The organism is Variovorax sp. EBFNA2 (assembly GCF_033802765.1).
Lineage (GTDB): Bacteria > Pseudomonadota > Gammaproteobacteria > Burkholderiales > Burkholderiaceae_C > Variovorax > Variovorax paradoxus_H.
Genome location: NZ_CP138497.1, coordinates 827,136 through 845,097, shown reverse-complemented (window position 1 = coordinate 845,097; position 17,962 = coordinate 827,136). Strand labels below are relative to the sequence as shown.

The window sequence follows — 17,962 nt, the reverse complement described above, 5'->3', positions numbered from 1 at the left end:
TGCGGTTGCGCCGGCGACAGGTCCACCCATCCGCTCATCAAGGCACCTCCGTTTTGAACAGACCGCGCACGTTCAATGCGGCCAACCCTACCTGCAGGGCAATCAACGCCCAGGCTTGCGCGTGCAGCCCCCAAACGATCCACAGCGCATTGCTCAGCAAGAAAATCCAGAAGCCTGTATTGCGGCGCTCCTTCGCATTGGAGCCCACGAGGTAGGCTGCACCGAGCGAGGCGACAAAGGCCGGCCACTGAACGAGATCGAGCCAGTCCATTGTTCAGGCTGCGGCGGGTACCAAACCCTGCAGGCGCTGGGCGACCGCCTGTATCAGCGCGTCAACGAAGTCTCCCAACGCACGCGTCACCCGACGAGCGCTCGTGCGCACACGGGGGCGAGCGCTCCAGCGAGTCACTAATTCAGCCGGCTCAACGAGCAGGCGCTGGCTGCGCGCGCACGCTGGGCCATGAGCCAAGCAGTCCTTGAACAATTTTTTTTCACTGTGCGTGGAAATGACGATGTCAATCATCGGGGCTCCGAGTTTTTGGGTCACGCTAGCGAGCGAAAACAATGCGCCCCGTCGGACAACGCAATCGGGCGCTGTAGGTAGGTGGTGCCACCGTGCGGTGCTCAGTTGGCCGAAGTTCGCCGTGCGGTGGGCGCGTCGCGGATTGGACGAAACTATCCGGGCGGAACGCCTTTGCTTGGCCGGCATATTTGACCCCGTCGTCAAAGCCCGCGGACCACGCTCGGCTGAGCAGTTCAGCGCCCGGATCCGCACCGAGACTGTTCAGCGTGCAACGCGTCGAGGCGAGCGGCGCCATGGTGGCGTGGTTCTTGCGCGCTTCGCCATTCGCAGGAGCAACTCGCAAATGCTCACGGTGCCATGCCTGTGACCTGCATGTGCAGGTGGGCCGATTCACGAAGCTCGACCGCTGCAGATCGCGCTTTGCACCCATGCAGCATCCCTTCAGGGCCCCTGATTTCTACCGCAGCGCCGTTCCCCCTGCTTCGGTCCGTCTGACACGCTTCGTCTGCAGCCAGAACGTGGCCATCGCCAATGCGCCAGCCGACGCTCCCACCAAGGGGACGTACGAGACGGCGGCGTATGAAATGGTCAGGCTGCCAAGCCCGCCCCCGAGCGCCGTGCCCAGGTTGAAGGATGCGATGTTCAAACCCGCCGCCACGGCTGTGGAATCCGGGGCCAGGGCCTGGGCGAGTTTCAACAGACGCAGGGTCAGCATCGTCACGAGGCAAAAGAAGACGACGCCCAGCGATCCGACCAGGACCATCATCAGGAGCGGCGAACTGCCGAACCCATAGAGCGCCAGCAGGTTCAAGGTCAGGCCAGCGAGTGCGGCCACTGTGCTGCGTATGGGCTCCATCACATCCACCAGATAGCCGCCCAGCAGATTCCCGGCGATGGCGCACACGCCGAACACGAGCATCCCCAGGCTCAGCCACCACACGCCGACCCCGGTGACGTCCAGCAGGTAGGGCGAAACGAAAGTGAAGAAGGAGAAGGTCGCGACGCTCACCAGCGCGCTGATGCAGGCCGTGATCAGCAGCTGCGGATGCGTGATGGTCCTGAGCCCGTGCCACGCGCTCCCATGGCGGGTACCGTGCCCCTCAGCCTTGCCAGGTGGCATGAAGAACAACAGGCCCAGCATGCTCAGCAAGCCCAAAGCCCCGATGGCCAGAAAAATGATGCGCCATGACCAGAGGCTGCCGAGGAACGTGCCCATCGGAACGCCGAAGGCGAGCGCCAGCGTCAGTCCGATCCAGACCACGGAGAGCGCCCGGCCGGCGCGCTTGTGATCGACCAACCTTGTCGCGGCGTCCGATGCGACCGCCATGAAGACGCCGTGGCCAAGGCCCACCACGAACCGCATGGCCAGCAGCATCGGCAGGTTCGGAGACAGGCTCATGAGCACGCTGCCAAGGGCGAGTACCGCCACGGCCAGCATCAGGGTGTGTTTGTCCCTCCAGTGCGAGACGAGCGCGGTGAGGAAAGGGGCGCCGATCGCCGCACCGAAGGCATAGGCGGCAATGGCGGAGCCCACAGCCGCGATCTGGGCGCGAAGATCGGTGGCGATGGCAGACAGCAGGCCGGCGACGACAAACTCCGAAAGGCCGAACGCAAACGTGCACAACGAAAAGACATAGATGGCTGCAGGCATGACTGTTCTAGGATCGACGTCGAAGAAATGCCCGGAAGACTTCGCCATGGCGTCGGCAAGCCCCTGTCTCTCAGTCCAGATGCTGCATGCGGCAGCACGGGTCCTCGGCATCGCGATGCACCCGTGTTCGCTTCCGACGTCAGGTGCCAAGGCAGCGTAGGGCCTGCAAGCGCCCACGTGAAATACCGTTCGTGTCGCGAAACAAGACGCCAGACGTCTCAATGCGTCACAGCGGTGGCATGACGCTGCGTATCTCCTCGATGAGCCGGTCCCGCAGGGGCGATTCCTGCAGCGCATTCCAGGCCATCAGCAGGTCCAGCTGAAGCAACTCGTCGGAGCCCGGCGCGGTGAGGGGGCGGAACACGACGTCTGCGCGCGCCTCGCTGGCCAGCGAGGCCGGTACCAGTGCAATGCCGAACCCGCTGGCCACCAGCGCGATGAGGGTTTGCAGTTTGCGCGCGTGCTGGACGACGCGCGGAACGAATCCCGCGACCTGGCAAAGACGAATGAGCTGATCATGAAAGCCGGGGCCCAGGGATCTGGGCGACGCCACGAAAGCCTCGTCTTGAAGCAGCGCGAGCTCGACGGACGTATGGCTTTCGAGGCGATGCCCGGCGGGCAGCGCCACCCAGATGGGCTCGCGCAGAATGGTCTCGAAGCACAGGGTCGGCGTGGAGATTCCCGGCGTGCGCATGAAGCCGATATCGGCCGAGCCGTTCTCCAATGCCTCGACCTGTTCGCGGGTGGTCGCCTCTTTCATCTCGAACGCCACGCCCGGGGATGCGCGCCGAAAGTTGCGCAGCCCACGCAGGAGCGGCGCATACGGCGTGATGTTGATGAAGGTCATCGTCAGGTGGCCATCGACGCCCTGGGCGACGCGGCGGGTATGTGCCACGCCCTCGTCCAGCGACTGGAGAATTCCCCTTGCCGTTTCCAGAAAGGATGCGCCGGCAGGCGTCAATGCGACGTTGCGATTGGTGCGCTCGAACAGCGCGAAACCGATCTCGCTTTCCAGCCGGCGGATGGCCTGGCTCAGCGGCGGCTGCGCCATGTGCAGGCGTTCCGCGGCCCGGCTGAAATGCAGCTCTTCGGCGACAGCAACGAATTGGGTCAGCAGACGCGTTTCAATCATCGAGGTCTCGAGCATTCCATGACAGTGACTTTGACACACCGCACGATCACGTTCGCGTCGCAGCGGATGGCCGCGCGTGAGTGATTTCCGTTTGTAGCAAAACGGTCACGCGCGGCTGACACCATGGCGGATTCCCCACTGGTGCCTCCCCTTGCCGAGCCGATCACACCTTCTGTCACGACGCCGGCGGCTTCGCTGCGGGCTTGACGTCGCTCGTGGCAATGAGGGCCGCAAGGATCGGCCGGGATGCGCACGCAAGCGGCCGGATTGACCCGTGGCGGCGCCGTGTTGTGGCTGCTGTGCGGGCTGGCGGGCTCGGCATGGGCGTCCGAGGATGCCAAGCCATCACCGCAGCCCTTGCAGGGCATGCAGGCGGCGGGGTCCGCCGACAGCAGCGCATCGCTGGACTTCGACATCCCGGCGCAGCCCCTGGCCGCCGCGCTCAGGCGCTACGCCACGCACTCCAACCGGCCGACGCTGTTCCGCGGCGAGATGGTGGTCGGCCGCACCTCCTCGCCCGTGCACGGGCGTTATTCACCCGACGCGGCCTTGCGCCTGTTGCTCGAAGGCACGGGCCTGATCGTGGAAAACGTCCACGGCGGCCCGGCCGATGCGCTCATCCTGAAAGAGGCCGGCGCCGCCACGAACACCGGCCGCGCCGGCACCGAAGGCGTGGACACGGACTACGGCGCCTGGGTCCAGGCGCGCGTGTGGCAGGCCCTGTGCGCCGATCCGCGCACGGCGCCGGGACGGTACCGTTCGCTGCTGCGTTTCCAGGTCGATGCCGATGGGCATGTACAGCATCCGCGCCTGCTGACGACGACCGGCGATCCGGACCGGGACTCCGCCGTGCTGGCCACGTTGAAGCGCGTGCGCGTCGATCGCTCACCGCCGCCGGACCTGGTGCAACCCTTGACGATGATCGTCCTGCCGCGCGACGCGGGCAGCAGTGCCCCGCGATGCGGCAACGAAGCGGGTTGACGCGCATGGCCGAAGACTCACGCCCGCTCCTCATGGACTACCTGGCCAAGCACTACGGCAGCCTGAAGCTGCGCCTGACCCAGTTGCTGGGCAATGGCGATCTGGCCAGCGACGCCCTGCAGGACACCTGGCTGCGCGTCCAAAGCAAGGCCCCGCAGGAGGAAGACCCGATCCAGAGTCCCACCGGCTACCTGGTGCGCGTGGCCGTCAACATCGCCATGGACATCCAGCGCCGGCAAAGCCGCACGCTGCCCTACGATGCCGTCAGCGCGCTGCTGGAGGTGTCCGATCCGAGCCCGGGGCCCGAGCAGACGGCCCAGGGCCGCTCGGACCTGGAAGCGGCGCTCAAGCTCATGAAACGCATGCCCCCGCGCCGCCGCGAAGTGCTGCTGATGGTGCGCGTGGAGGGATTGCAGCAAAAGGAGGTGGCCCGGCGCCTGGGCGTGACGCTGCGCACGGTGGAACACGAACTCAAGCGCGCACATGATTACCTGGACGCGCACCTGAACCGTGACTGAAAAAAATAGTTGGGGGATTTGCGTGTGGCCGTTCGTCTTAGCGGGTGAGAAACCTCAAGCCCCACGCGCCTGCGCGGTCCCGTCACCGCGCAGGCGACCCGTTTCGCCCTGCGCCGAGATGCCATGAAGACGCGCGCTGACGCACGCCCACCGACAGCTGAGGAACTGCAGCAGCAGGCCCGGGTCTGGTTGCGCCTGCTCACCTCGACCGAGGTCAGGGAAGTCGACGCCCAGGGCTTCCAGCGCTGGCTGCGCGCCAGCCCGTCTCACCAGGCCGCGTTCGTGCAGGCCAAGCGTCGCTGGGAGGCCCTCAAGCCCATGGCCTCGGAGTTCCTTCGGGCCGATCCCGAAGCCGCCACCTACCACCGGCGCGCGATGCGCGGCCCGGCCGCGAGCCGCCGGGCGTTCCTGGGCGCGGCAGTGAGCGCGGCCGCCGTCGCGGGTGTCGCCGGCATGGCGGTGGTGCATCCTCCCGGTGGCCTCTGGCCAGCGCCGGGCGAATGGGGTGCCGACGAGCGCACGCGCATCGGCGAGCAGCGCGCTGTCACCCTGGCTTCGCAGGTGCAGGTCACATTGAATACGCAGACCAGCATTCGACGCCATGCGGCGCAAGACGAGATGGCGGGCATCGATCTGCTCAGCGGCGAAGCGGCCATCGATCTGCCGGTTGCCGGCCAGCGTTTCGTCGTCATGGCCGGCGCCGGCCGCAGCGTGGCCGAGTCGGGTCGTTTCGAAGTGCGGTATCTGGCAGGCCGGGCGTGCGTGAGCTGTCTCGAAGGGGCGGTGCGTGTCGAGCATCCGGCGGGCGTGCGCCGGTTGCAGGCAGGCCAGCAGACCCTCTATGGCATCGACGCTGTCGGCGGTGTCGCCAACGTCGAGCCGGACACCGTGTCCGCGTGGCGCCAGGGAGCGCTCGTTTTCAACGAGGTGCGCTTGAGCGAGGTACTCGAGGAAATCAATCGCTATCGACCCGGTCAGGTCGTCTTGATGAAGTCCTCCGCGCGCGACTACCGGCTCAGCGGACGCTTCCTGATCGCATCGCTCGATTCGGCGCTCTCGCAGATCCAGGGGATGTTCGACCTGCACGGCCGCTCGCTGCCGGCGGGCCTGTACCTCCTGAGCTGACGCGCCGCGCGGGTCGTGACATCCGGATGACGTGCAACACATGTCGCGGGCATGTCGTGCGCCATCGATACGTTGAGGGACGTCGTCATGCTCGGAGAAGACACGCGCCGCAAAAAAAGTTGGGGGATTTCAGGGAGGCCGTTCGTCTTAGCCCATCGCGATTTTTGTGCAGACACCGGTGATCGCTCACCGCTCTGTCTGTGCAGAACTCCCGGAAAGTGGCTGGCCGCCCGGCAAGGTCGGACAGCCGAACCCGCATCGATGCAACTTCGGCGAGAACTCACATGACCCCACGCGCACGCAACGGCAAGGCCCCTTCGAAACGCAGGCAGGAACGCGTGTTCCGGATGGCGCCCCTGGCTCGCGCCATCGCCATGACGCTGGCCGCCGGCGGTGTCATCGGCACGGCGCATGCCGGGCAGGCCTTCAGCCCGGCGTGGTTCGCTGCCAAGGGGGCGGTGCAGAACACCGCCATGCAGACCGGCAAGCTGCCCAACGGCATGCCTGCATCCTCGTTGACGAGCCCGATGGGTCAGCAGCAGCAAGGCGCCAACGAGCAGCTGCAGCGCTCGATCCACAGCCTGAATCAAGCCGCACGCGGTATTGCCGCCCAGCAGGCCGCGCAGGAGGCCGCACGGCGTGCTGCGGCGCTTGCACCCTCCGATGTGCCCGAGGGCCTGGGCGAAGGCGGCTTGAAGGTCGATACCAATCGCCTCACCGCCGGCTGGCTCAACGCCAAGGACCCGACCCAGTCGACGAGCGGCGGCAAGACCACGGTGACCATCGAGCAGACCCATGACAAGGCGATCCTGAACTGGGAGACCTTCAATGTCGGCAAGCACACGACGGTGAAGTTCGACCAGCGCGCAGGCACCAACGCCAGGACCGGCACCAACGAATGGATCGCGCTCAACCGCATCAACGACCCCCGCGGCCGGCCCAGCGAAATTGCCGGCCGCATCGAGGCCGAGGGCAGCGTCTACCTCATCAACCGCAACGGCATCGTCTTCACCGGCAACAGCCAGGTCAACGTGCGCAACCTCGTCGCCTCCAGCCTGAAGCTCAGCGACGAACAGTTCAAGGCCGGCATCAATGCGCGCCTGGGGGCGAAACCGGGCGACCCGGGCTATTGGAGCGGCCTGGAGATCGCGATGGGGGTTCCCACGTTCGGCGAGAACCCCACCCGGATGCCGGAGGATTCGTCCGTCCTGTTCGATGACATGGGCCCGGCCTTCCATCCGGGCGCGGCGCCGGGCAAGGTCGAGGTGCAGGCGGGCGCGCAGATCACGGGCCAGGGCGGCCACGTGCTGCTGTTCGCACCCAAGGTCAGCAATGCCGGCCGCATCCTGACGCCGGGCGGCCAGACGCTGCTGGCCGCCGGTGAAAACGTCTGGCTGGAAGCCAAGGAGCTCAGTCCCACCGTGCGCGGCTTCGATGCCGTCGCCTCGGCGGTGCGGCCCTGGGCCTTCCCTGCCAAATATGCGGTCAATCCGCTGGCGGGCCCTGCCTACCAGCCGTATCTGATCGGACGCATCGTGTCCGACATCATGCCGCTGATGGAGCAGCGCGCGGCCGAGGTCGGCTACAGCGTGCTGAACACCGGCACCATCCAGGCAGACCACGGCGACATCACCATGGTGTCGCGCCAGATCGGCCAGAACGGCATCCTGCAGGCCAGCACGGCGCTGAACAATCGGGCCGGCTCCATCCGCCTGCGCGCCTGGGGCCAGGGCGTCTACAACATCGACAACTCCCTGGACCCCGCCGCCACGCACCTGGCGGCCTGGGCGGGCGGCTCGCTGACCCTGGGGCCGGACAGCATCACCCAAGTCGTCAACGACTGGCGGGACCTCACCAAGATCGAAAGCGGTGCCATCGGCCAGCGCTACCAGCCGGGGCGCATCGAGCTGTACGGCAAATCCATCGACGTGCAGGCGCGCGCGCAGGTGACCGCCGCGGCGGGCCACATCGACATCCAGGCCCAAGCCAATCCCGCGGCCCTGATCCGCAACGCCCAGGTGGGCGACGGCAGCCGCATCCTCATCGGTGAAGACGCCACCCTCAGCACCGCCGGCCTGCTGGAAATGCCGGTCGACATGGCCAGCAACTTCGTCGAGGCCGAACTGCGCATCAACGAACTGCGCGACTCCCACCGGCAGTCGGGCACCTGGCTGTACGGCAAGAAAGTCATCGTGGATCGGCGCAGGTCGGGCAGCTTCACCGGCCTGATGGCGGGCGTCGAATGGATCACCGACGAGTCCGGCAAGCCGGTCAAGGGCGTGTGGGTCGGCACCCCCCTGGCGGACGTGACGGGCTGGGTGGGCAATGGCCTGATCGCCTTGTCCGAACTGGCGGCGCGGGGGGGCGAGATCACCGTCCGATCCAACGGCTCGGTGATCACGCGGCCCGGCTCCATCCTGGACGTGTCGGGCGGGTCGGTGCGCTACAGCGACGGCTGGAATACCGAAACCCTGCTGCGCGGCGCGGACGGGCGCAGCTACCTCATGTCGTCCGCGCCGGCGGACATGACCTACGTGGGCATTGCCGGCCAGTACCTGCAGTCGCATGCGCGCTGGGGTGTCACGCAGACCTATGTCAATCCGCTGCTGTCGGGGCGGCGCTGGGAGCCGGGCTACGTGGAAGGCCGGCAGGCAGGTTCGATCGAGATCCTGGCCGGCAGCGCCTTCATCCTCGAAGGCGAGTTCAGGGGCTCGGTACAGCCGGGCGACCGCGCACAGCAGCAGGCCGACCTGCCACGGGCCGGCCGCCTGACGCTGGGCTCCGACCGGGCGCAGGAAGGCATGTGGACCTTGGGCCAGGTCGTCATCAGCGACCGGCCCGCGCTGCTGCCGGCTGGCTTCGCAATCGACAGCCGGCTCGGGCAGGACGCCTTCCTCACCGAGCCCGAAGGGCAATCCCCCGGCGCGGGCGCAGGTCCGCACCGCACCACCTGGCTGTCGGCCGCGGGGCTGAGCCGTTCCGGGCTGGGCACCATGGCGCTGAACCTGAGCGCCGGCTTCGCGCTGGAAGAAGGCGCGGTGGTGAATCTGTCGCCGGGTGCGAGCTTCACGGCCGCGGTCTATGAGGGCCAGGGCAATCCCGGAAACTTCGACATCCAGGGCAGCCTCATCGCACCGGGCGGCACCATCACCCTGAGCGGGGGCGGCGTCGCCGACAGCGTGCTGCGCCTGGGCGCGCACAGCCTGCTGAGCGTCGCGGGCCAGTGGATCAACGACACCGCCGGCGGCGTCACGCTGGGGCGCGCCATCCATGGGGGCGCCATCACGCTGGGCACGCCGGTGAAAGAGGGCCTGGGCACGGTGTACGGCAAGGTGGACGTGGCCGCCGGTGCGGTGCTGGACGTGTCCGGCGGAGGCTGGTTGCCCGGTGCTGCGTCAGGTCGCGGAGTCGGCAAGCCGCAGGCCGGCGACGGCGGCGCCCTGACCCTGATGGCCTTCGACAGCAAGGCGCTCGATACGCTGGACCTGCGCGGCGGGTCGGGGGGCGATGCGTCGCGGCTCACCATCAGGGCCACCGGCGACGTGCAGATCGGCGGCGCTGCGCCTGCGTCCGCGGACACGCTGCACCTGCCCGAAACCCTGTTCGCCGAACGCGGCTTCGGCACGATCGGCATCCGTTCGATCGGCGGGGACATCGTGGTCGCGCAAGGTGCTCGGGCGCACATCCGGCCGACGGGTTGGGACCTGCCTGCGGCGGTGTCGGCATTGCGGGCGCTGCCCAGCGGAAGTTCGCTGGGCCAGGCACTGGCCCCGGTCGCGCTGGACGAACTGGGCGCACAGCGTCGCGCTGCGCGCGCGCCCGGCAGCTTGTCGCTGGCCACCGGCGCGTCGGGCGGGGGCATCCGCATCGATGCGGGCGCCACCATCCAGGTGGAACCCGGCGGCGCGGTGTCGCTGGATGCGGATGGCGCCGAGCAGCGCGCTTCCGTGGTCGTGGCCGGGCGCATCCTGGCGCCCGCGGGCACGCTGAACATCCGTGCCAAGAACACCCTGACGCTGGCCGACGGCGCCGAACTTCTGCTGTCCGGCGCGGCGCAGGTCTTTCACGATCCCGCCACGCAGTTGCGCAAGGGCCAGGTGCTGCCGGGTGGCAAGGTCACGCTGACCGCCGGCACGCTGGACGCGCAGGCAGGCGCCCTGATCGACGTATCGGGCACGCGGGGTTCGGTGGACCACTGGGCTCGCGACGCGGGTGCGCTCGGCCCGCTGCGCCGTGTGACGCAGGAATGGGGTAGTGACGGTGGCGAGGTGGCGATTGCGGCGTCGAACGGCGGCGCCATCAACGCCAGGCTGCGCGCCCACGGTGGCAATGCGCTGGCGGCGGGGGGGGCCTTGTCCATCATGGACACCAGCGCGGCCGGCAGCGCGTCGGGGGACCTGGTGGCACCGGACATCGGCTCCTTCCTCTTCTACAAGAATCCGGCCGGAACCTACACGTTCGACGGAGAAAGATACTCGCGGATCATCGGCACCAGCGGCAACCTCGACGTGCACGACGAATATGCCGGCGACGTGAAGATGGCGAGCGCCATGCGCACCGCGATCAACAGCGCGCTGCCGACGGCGGTGTCCAGCAGCAACGGGCTGATCATCGACGCGGGCCCGGCGATGGCCGCCGGACCGGGTGGGCACCTGGCACCGTGGGAATACAACACGGCCATCGACCAGAAGGTGGTGGACCTGCTCAACAAGTACTTCTGGAGCGGGACCGGAACGGCCCTGGGCCACAAGATCAACATCGGCAGCATCGGCACCACCGATGGCACGCTGCACGTCTCGGCGGCGGCGCTGCAAGGCACGGGCTTGTCGGCGGTCAACCTGCACTCCACGCAAGTGGGCGTGCAGGTCTCCGGCGGCGTGGACCTGAACATCAACGGGCGCTTGAGCATCACCGCACCGGTCATCCGCAGCGACGGCCAGGGCGGCGTGGCGCGCTTGCACGCCCACCATCTGCAACTGAACCCGTTGGCGGGCGCGGCCAGCACCGCCGCTACGAAGGCGGGCGAATTGATCCTGTCGGCCAGCCAGGCCATCGACATCGCGGGCAGCAGCGTGAAGGGCGGCAATGGCGAGGCGCAGTCCGTCAAGCTGCACGGTTTCGAACGCACGGTGCTGGAAACCGGCGACCTGCGCTTCGTGGCGGGCGCCTACAGTGAAGGCGGCACCGATTACGACGACGCCCAGCTCAGGTCCACGCTGGACGTGCCCGGCGCGCTGGAAATCAAGGCCGCACAGATTTACCCCGCCACGGCCGTGACGGCGGAAATCAGGTCCGGCGAATCCATCACCGTGCGTGGCAACGGCACGGCCTCCGCACCGCTGTCGGCCGGCGGCAGCCTGACGCTGACCGCCCCGGTCATCGAGCAGCATGGCGTGCTGCGCGCGCCCTTCGGGCAGATCGCGCTGAACGCCGGCGAGCGCCTGGTGCTGGGCGCGGACAGCCTGACCTCGGTGTCCGGCGCCGGCCTGGACGTGCTCTATGGCAGCCTGCGCAACGCCGAGTACTGGCTGGACCCGGCCAACCCCTCGGGCCGCAATCGCGCCAACGGCGGCGATGCCAACCAGCTGGACGAGAACCGCTACCTCTCGTCCCTCCCTGAAAAGCGTGTGCTGCTGCAAGCGCCGGACGTGGCCATGGCCGCGGGCGCGGTGGTGGACATCACGGGCGGCGGCGAGCTGCACGCCTGGGAACACGTGCCCGGCTCGGGCGGCTCGCATGACGTGCTGACGCTGCCGGGCATGTACGCCGTGCTGCCGGGCTACCAGGGCCTGTCGCCCGTGGCGGGCGGCGCGGCGGGCCGGCAGGTGTGGCTGGCCGGTGACGGCCTGGCTGCCGGCTGGTATACGTTGTTGCCGGCACGCTATGCGCTGCTGCCCGGCGCCTTCGCGGTGCAGAGCGCGGGCCTGGCTTTGCCGGGCTGGGATGCAGCCGGCGCCAAGGTGGTCGGCCTGCGCGACGGCTCGGCGATCGTGGGCGGGCGCACGCGGGACACGACCAGCGGTGCGCAGGAAGTCGCCGTCTCGGGCTGGCGCGTGCTGCCCGGCGCCCTGGTGCGCCAGGTCAGCGAATACAACGAAGCCCGCGGCAATGTCTTCTTTGGCTCGGATGCATTCAAGCTGACGCAATACCGTCTGACGGGGCAGGATGTCGTGACCCCGCGTCTGCCGCGCGACGGTGGCGCGGTGGTGTTCAAGGCCACCCACGCCCTGACGCTGGACGGCGAACTGCGCGCCCAGCCCGACGCGGGCGGACGCGGCAGCCTGGTGGACATCGCGGCCGCCAAGATCGCCATCGTCGGGGCGGGGCAGAACGACAGCGACCTGCGGGCCGACGGCTACCTGGTCGTGGATGCCGGCAGCCTCACGCGCTTTGGTGCGGGCAGCCTGCTGGTGGGCGGCACGCGCACGGGCAATGCGCGGGGCCTGCTGCTGGACGTGGCCGCCAGCGACGTGGTGCTGCGCAACACGTCGGGCACGGCGTTGAGCGGCCCGGAAGTGATCCTGGCCGCGACGAATCAGGTGTCGGTCGAGTCGGGCAGCGTGCTGCGCGCGGACGGCCGGGCGTCGGGCGAAGAGGTGAACCTGGTGCTCAAGCCGCAGGTGGCGCCCGTGTGGAACGACAACAACACGCCGAACGACACCGGCGACGACCACATCACGACACCCTCCAAGGACTGGGGCGCGCTGGTGCGCGTGAGCAGCGGCAAGGCCGTGCGGGCGCTGCGCGAGAACGTGGGCACATCGATGGGCGGGCAAGTGCGCATCGGCGCCGACGCGCTGCTGCAGGGCGGCGCGGCATTGCTGATCGACGCCACCCACACCACCGAGATGGCGGCCGGCGCGCAGTTGTCGGGCACGGCCTTGTCGGTGGCCGCGGGCCGCATCGGCATCGGTGGCGGCAGCAGCGGCCTGGTGCTGGACGACGACGCGCTGGCGCAGCTGTCGCGCACCCAGGCGCTCACGCTGCACAGCTACGGCAGCCTGGACTTCCATCGCGCGCTGGACATGCGCGGCCTGGCGCAGGTGGTGTTCGACGCCGCGGCCCTGCAAGGCCACGGCGTCGGCACCGTGCAGGTGCAGGCCTCGCACCTGACGCTGCAAAACACCGGCGCGCCGTCGACCGGTACGAGTGCGGGCGGCGGCCGCCTCGAACTGACGGCAGACGAACTGGTGCTGGGCGAAGGCGCCAAGACCTTGTCGGGCTTCGATCGCGTGTTGCTGTCGGCCAGCCGGCGCATCGTCGGTGAAGGCACTGGCGGCCTGGATGCCGGCACGGCCGCGCTGACACTGCGCGCCCCGGCGCTGCAAGGGTTGTCGGGCTCGGACCAGACGCTGCGCACGCAGAACGCGCTGGTGCTGGAACAGGCGGGGACGGCGCCGGACGCGGGCACAGTGGCCGCGCTGGGCCGCGCCAGCCTGGGCGCGCGCCTGAGCCTGTCGGGCCAGGGCGTGACCCTGGCGCTGCCCGTGCTGGCACTGGGCGGCAGCATCGCGGTCGATGCCGGCACGGGCGACCTGCGGCTGACCGGCGCCGGCAGTCTGCGCGCCGGCGGCCTGGAAAAAGCCATCTACGACGTCGCGCACTACGTGGATGCTGGCCAGATCAGCCTGGCGACCCGGGGTGGCTTGATCGATCTGGCCGCGGGCAGCCTGCTGGACGTGTCCGCCCATCCGGGCGGCGGCGATGCCGGCAGCCTGACCGTGGATGCGTCGGCCGGCGGACGCGTGAATTTCGGCGGCGCGCTGCAGGCACACGGCGGCAGCAACGGCCAGGGAGGGCGCTTTGCGCTCGCCATCGACCAGCTGGCCGACTTCGGCGCGCTGGCGCAAACGCTCAACGACACGGGGTTCAGCCAATCGCGCCGGTTCCGGGTCCGCCAGGGCGACCTGACCCTGGCGGGCACCACGCGCGTGGCCGACTTCGAAGTCATCACCGACCAGGGCCTGATCACCATCGACGGCGCGGCGCGCATCGAGGCCGATGCCGCGTACGGCGGCAGCATCCGCCTGGTGGGCGGGGGCGGGCTGACGATGCAGCCCGGCGCGATGCTGGCCGCTCGCGCCACCGACGCCATCGATGGCCTGGGCAGCAGCCGCATCGACCTGGAAGCGGCCAACGGCCAGTTGTATCTGGCCGGCGGCACGCTGGACCTGAGCGGGGGCGAGGGCGGCAAGCTGCGGTTGCGCGCGCAGCGCACGGCAGGCAACGACGGGCTGAACGTCACGGCGCTGGACGCCGTCGTGCAGGGCGCGCGTTCCGCGGTGCTGGAAGGCGTGCGCCGCCATGCCAGCGCGGACGGCACGGTGGAATCCGTGGCACCGCAGGCGATCGCCGAGGCCAACGCCTTTGCCGCCAGCACAGGCATCCTGCAGCGGCTGGGCGGCCATGCCGCGGGCTACACGCTGGCGGCGGGCATCGAGATCGCCAGTGCGGGCGACCTGACACTCGGCAGCGACTGGAACCTGTTCGACAGCTTCGGCGCGGCCCACCGCGACGGCACGCTGACGTTGCGCGCCGGCGGCAACCTGAACATCGACGGCCACCTGAGCGACGGCTTCGACATGGCAGGCCGCGACGATGGCGCCGGCCGTGCGGCGCGGCTGCAGCAGGCCAACTCGTGGAACCTGCGCCTGGTGTCGGGCGCGGACCTGGGTTCGGTCGATGCGCTCGCCACCCAAGCCTTGGGCGCGCTGGCGACCGGTGCCGGCACGATCCGCGTGGGCACGGCCGATACCGAGCCGGGCACCGGTGGCGCCGGCAAGCTGGTGCGCACCGGCAGCGGCGACCTGACGGTGCGCGCCGGGCGCGACCTGGTGCTGGCGCACAAGGACTCGGTGCTCTACACAGCCGGCCGGGCCGAGGCCGACCCCACGCTGGGCGGGCGATTCAGCACCGCCAGCGTCGACGCCCAGTACGGCGCGCAAGGCGGCCACGTGGACATCGCCGCGCAAGGCCATGTGCGGGCACCCACCGCGCAGGGATCGCGTTCGGACCAGATACTGACCGAATGGCTGTTCCGCCAAGGGCGCTACGGAGGCGAGTCTGACAATCCCACGGGCTACTACGATCCCTACAACGCGGGCCCTTCCTGGGCGCCCGTCATGTCCGCACACGGCCAGCAGCCGAGCTGGTGGGTGAACTACGCCACCTTCCAGCAGGGCCTGGGCGCCCTGGGCGGCGGCAACCTGCGGCTTTCGGCCGGAGGTGACCTGGTCAACCTGATGGTGGCATTGCCCAGCACCATGCGGGTGACAGGCGGGCGTTCCGCCAGCGATGCCGGGGCCTCCATCGTGACCCGCAACGGCGGGCAGCTGCAGGTGACGGCGGGCGGCACCCTGAAGGCCGGCCAGTACTACGTGGGCCGCGGCGCGGGCGAGATCGAAGCCGGTGCCAGCGCCGCCGGCTATGCCCTGACCGGCACCTCGAGCGGTTGGCCCTATGCCGCCTATGCCTACGACATCGCGCCCGTGCTGGCGCTGTCGGACGCCACACTCAAGCTGCAGACGCTCGGTGACCTCGTCCTGCAGACCGTGATCGATCCCATGGCCATCCGCCGTGCCTACGTCGACCAGGCCGACAGGGAGGTCGATGGCGGCGCGAGCCACGGGATGTTCATGAGCAGCTACACCGAGCGCAGTGCGGTCAGGCTCGTGTCCGCCGGTGGTGACGTGCACCTGGTGAACCAGTCGGAATACGTCGCCGGCAACAACGCGGGCAACACCACCGGGCTGGCAAGCGGTGTCACGGACACCAAGCTCCAGACGGACATGGTGGGCCTGTACCCTGCCAAAGTGAGCGTCTCGGCCTTGGGCGGCAGCATCGACGTCGGCGGCCTGCTGGCCATGGCGCCGGCGAACACCAGCGATCTGTCGCTGCTGGCGGCGCAGGACCTGCGCTTCCTGCGCGGCAACAGCCTGCTGAATACCGGCGCCATCGTCATGGCCCAGAGCACGCTGGCCCGATGGCCGTCGATCCTTCGTCCGTGGACGGGCCTGACGACGATGCTCGACGGCACCTCCGCATTCGGCGCGCCGCTGAAGTCGGTCTACGCCGGCTTCTCGGTGAACAACACGTTCCTGACGAACAGCCTCAATGGCGCGGAACTGTTCGACAACCCCGATGCACTGCCCATGCAGGCGCACGACTTCACGCCCAGCCGCCTGTACGCCGGCGATGGCTCCATCATCGACCTGAACCTGATCGCATCGGAATCGGTGCATGTGCAGGCCGGCACCGACATCCGCAACTTCGAGTTGAGCACGCGCAACCTGCGCGCCACGGACACCACCCTGATGGCGGCGGGCAACGACATCCTGGCGGTCGCGAACAGGCTTCTGACGCACCGCTACACGCCCTACAGCGGCAGCGCAGAGGCGTATCACTACGACCGGGGCAGCCGCGTCGCGCTGCAAGGGCCGGGAGAGTTGCTGCTGCTGGCCGGGCGCGACATCCAGGGCAACAACTTCTCCCTGTACACCAATGGCAATCGCTATTGGGAGTACGTTTCGGCCAAGCCGTACGGCGAGGAAACGAACATCATCAAGGCCCTGCCCGGCGAAGGTGCCGGCATCACGCTGATGGCCGGCATGAACCAAGCCGCCAGCTACGAGGCCTTCGAACAGGCCTACCTGAATCCGGCCAACGTGGCCGCGATGCCGGACTACCTGAAGACCACGCTGGCCGACGGTACGCGGGTGCCGCTGTATCTGACCGATGGCGCGCAAACGCGCGGGGACCTCGAGAAGATCACCCGGCGCGGGCTGGTGTCGTTCGTGGAGGGCATGACCGGGGAAAAGGCGCTGTCGCCGCAGCAGTCGTGGGAGCGCTACCGGCAGTTGCCGGCACTCGCGCGCCAGCAGTTCCTGCGCCAGGTGTTCACCTACGAACTGCGCGAAGGCGGTCGCGATCAGAACCAGACCGATGCGCAGGAGCAGCCGCTCAACGGCGGCTACCAGCGGGGCTACGCGGCCATCGACACCCTGTTCCGGAACGAGCATGCGCAGGACCGGCCGGTGCGCCATGCGCAGGACATCCCGCGCGACTGGCACAGCGACTGGAGCGGCAGGGGCGACATTGCAGCCACGCGCATGGCGGTGCGCACGCACCAGGGCGGCGACATCAACGTGTTCACGCCCGGCGGGGGCCTGCAGATGGCCGCGCTCGGTGCGGCCGTGCCCGAGGGCTACGGTCTTGTGACGCTGGCCTCGCCGGGCCAGGTCAACGTCTTCGCCGAACAGGACATCGTCGTCAACCGCTCGCGCCTGCTGTCCTTCGTGTCGAAGGCGAACCCGCTGGGCAGCGACCAGATGCTGTGGGCGACGCGGGGCGACATCGACGCCGGCCGCGGCGCCAAGACCGTGCGCGTGGCGCAGGCACCGGAAACCACCGCGGACGCGGACGGCAACATCACTGTGCAGGAAAAGCTGGACATGAGCGGCAGCGGCATCGGCACGGTGGGCGAGGGCGACGTGGACCTGGTGGCGCCGAAGGGCACCATCAACGCCGGCGACGCGGGCATCCGCGTTGCCAGCAACCTCAACATCGCCGCGCTGCAGGTGTTCAATGCCGACAACATCCAGGTCGAAGGCGAATCGACGGGCCTGCCGATGGTGGCGGCGGTGAACATCGGCGCGCTGACCAACGCCAGCGCCGCGGCGAGTTCGGCGGCCATGGCTGCACAGGATGCGATGCAGCGCGAACGGGCATCAGCCCGGCAGAACCTGCCCTCGGTCTTCACGGTGCGGGTGCTGGGCTTCGGCAATGAACGGCTGGAGCGCGACGACTCAAGCAAGCCGGCACCGCCGCCGTCGGGGTTGCAGTCCGGTGTGCCGCGATATGACACCTCGAACCTGGTGCAGCTCGTCGGAAACGGTCAGCACTTCGACCCACGCCAGTTGAGCCGCCTGACCGCGGAAGAGCGGCGCCTGTTGCAGCAGGACCGCTAGGCCCACCCATCGACATCGTGTCCTTCACCTGTTCCCGCCCTGGCGGCAAACAGGCGGGGAACCCTT

Annotated in this window: 8 protein-coding genes; 4 read left to right on the top strand and 4 right to left on the bottom strand. The window is 68.9% G+C overall.

From position 1 onward, the window contains the following. Positions 1–37: 37 nt before the first annotated feature. The 4 genes from RZE79_RS34285 to RZE79_RS34270 form a co-directional block, all read right to left on the bottom strand. Positions 38–271, bottom strand: coding sequence for a hypothetical protein (locus RZE79_RS34285; RefSeq protein WP_319361892.1), 234 nt, complete (start codon positions 269–271; stop codon positions 38–40). A 3-nt stretch (positions 272–274) separates the two neighbouring features. Further along, positions 275–523, bottom strand: a complete 249-nt coding sequence (locus RZE79_RS34280) for a hypothetical protein (RefSeq protein ID WP_319361891.1) — start codon at positions 521–523, stop codon at positions 275–277. A gap of 457 nt (positions 524–980) precedes the next feature. After that, positions 981–2,222: an MFS transporter gene (locus tag RZE79_RS34275; RefSeq protein ID WP_319361890.1), complete on the bottom strand. Its 1,242-nt coding sequence runs from the start codon at positions 2,220–2,222 to the stop codon at positions 981–983. A gap of 178 nt (positions 2,223–2,400) precedes the next feature. After that, entirely contained in the window at positions 2,401–3,306 is a 906-nt protein-coding gene (locus RZE79_RS34270) for a LysR substrate-binding domain-containing protein (RefSeq protein ID WP_319362392.1), read from the bottom strand. A gap of 246 nt (positions 3,307–3,552) precedes the next feature. Between RZE79_RS34270 and RZE79_RS34265 the strand changes: the two genes are divergently transcribed. From RZE79_RS34265 to RZE79_RS34250, 4 genes are all read left to right on the top strand, one after another. Further along, complete coding sequence (locus RZE79_RS34265; RefSeq protein ID WP_319361889.1) at positions 3,553–4,287, top strand: hypothetical protein; 735 nt, start codon at positions 3,553–3,555, stop codon at positions 4,285–4,287. Between the two features lie 5 nt (positions 4,288–4,292). Next, positions 4,293–4,805, top strand: coding sequence for an RNA polymerase sigma factor (locus RZE79_RS34260; protein ID WP_319361888.1), 513 nt, complete (start codon positions 4,293–4,295; stop codon positions 4,803–4,805). A gap of 123 nt (positions 4,806–4,928) precedes the next feature. After that, positions 4,929–5,930 (top strand): FecR domain-containing protein, encoded by a 1,002-nt coding sequence (locus tag RZE79_RS34255; RefSeq protein ID WP_319361887.1) that lies wholly within the window; start codon positions 4,929–4,931, stop codon positions 5,928–5,930. Between the two features lie 284 nt (positions 5,931–6,214). After that, entirely contained in the window at positions 6,215–17,896 is an 11,682-nt protein-coding gene (locus RZE79_RS34250) for a filamentous haemagglutinin family protein (RefSeq protein ID WP_319361886.1), read from the top strand. The last annotated feature ends 66 nt before the right edge of the window (positions 17,897–17,962 follow it).

Coding starts and splice junctions, on each gene's coding strand:
- RZE79_RS34285 (WP_319361892.1), bottom strand. CDS start 271: ATGGACTGGCTCGATCTCGTTCAGTGGCCGGCCTTTGTCGCCTCGCTC.
- RZE79_RS34280 (WP_319361891.1), bottom strand. CDS start 523: ATGATTGACATCGTCATTTCCACGCACAGTGAAAAAAAATTGTTCAAG.
- RZE79_RS34275 (WP_319361890.1), bottom strand. CDS start 2,222: ATGGCGAAGTCTTCCGGGCATTTCTTCGACGTCGATCCTAGAACAGTC.
- RZE79_RS34270 (WP_319362392.1), bottom strand. CDS start 3,306: ATGATTGAAACGCGTCTGCTGACCCAATTCGTTGCTGTCGCCGAAGAG.
- RZE79_RS34265 (WP_319361889.1), top strand. CDS start 3,553: ATGCGCACGCAAGCGGCCGGATTGACCCGTGGCGGCGCCGTGTTGTGG.
- RZE79_RS34260 (WP_319361888.1), top strand. CDS start 4,293: ATGGCCGAAGACTCACGCCCGCTCCTCATGGACTACCTGGCCAAGCAC.
- RZE79_RS34255 (WP_319361887.1), top strand. CDS start 4,929: ATGAAGACGCGCGCTGACGCACGCCCACCGACAGCTGAGGAACTGCAG.
- RZE79_RS34250 (WP_319361886.1), top strand. CDS start 6,215: ATGACCCCACGCGCACGCAACGGCAAGGCCCCTTCGAAACGCAGGCAG.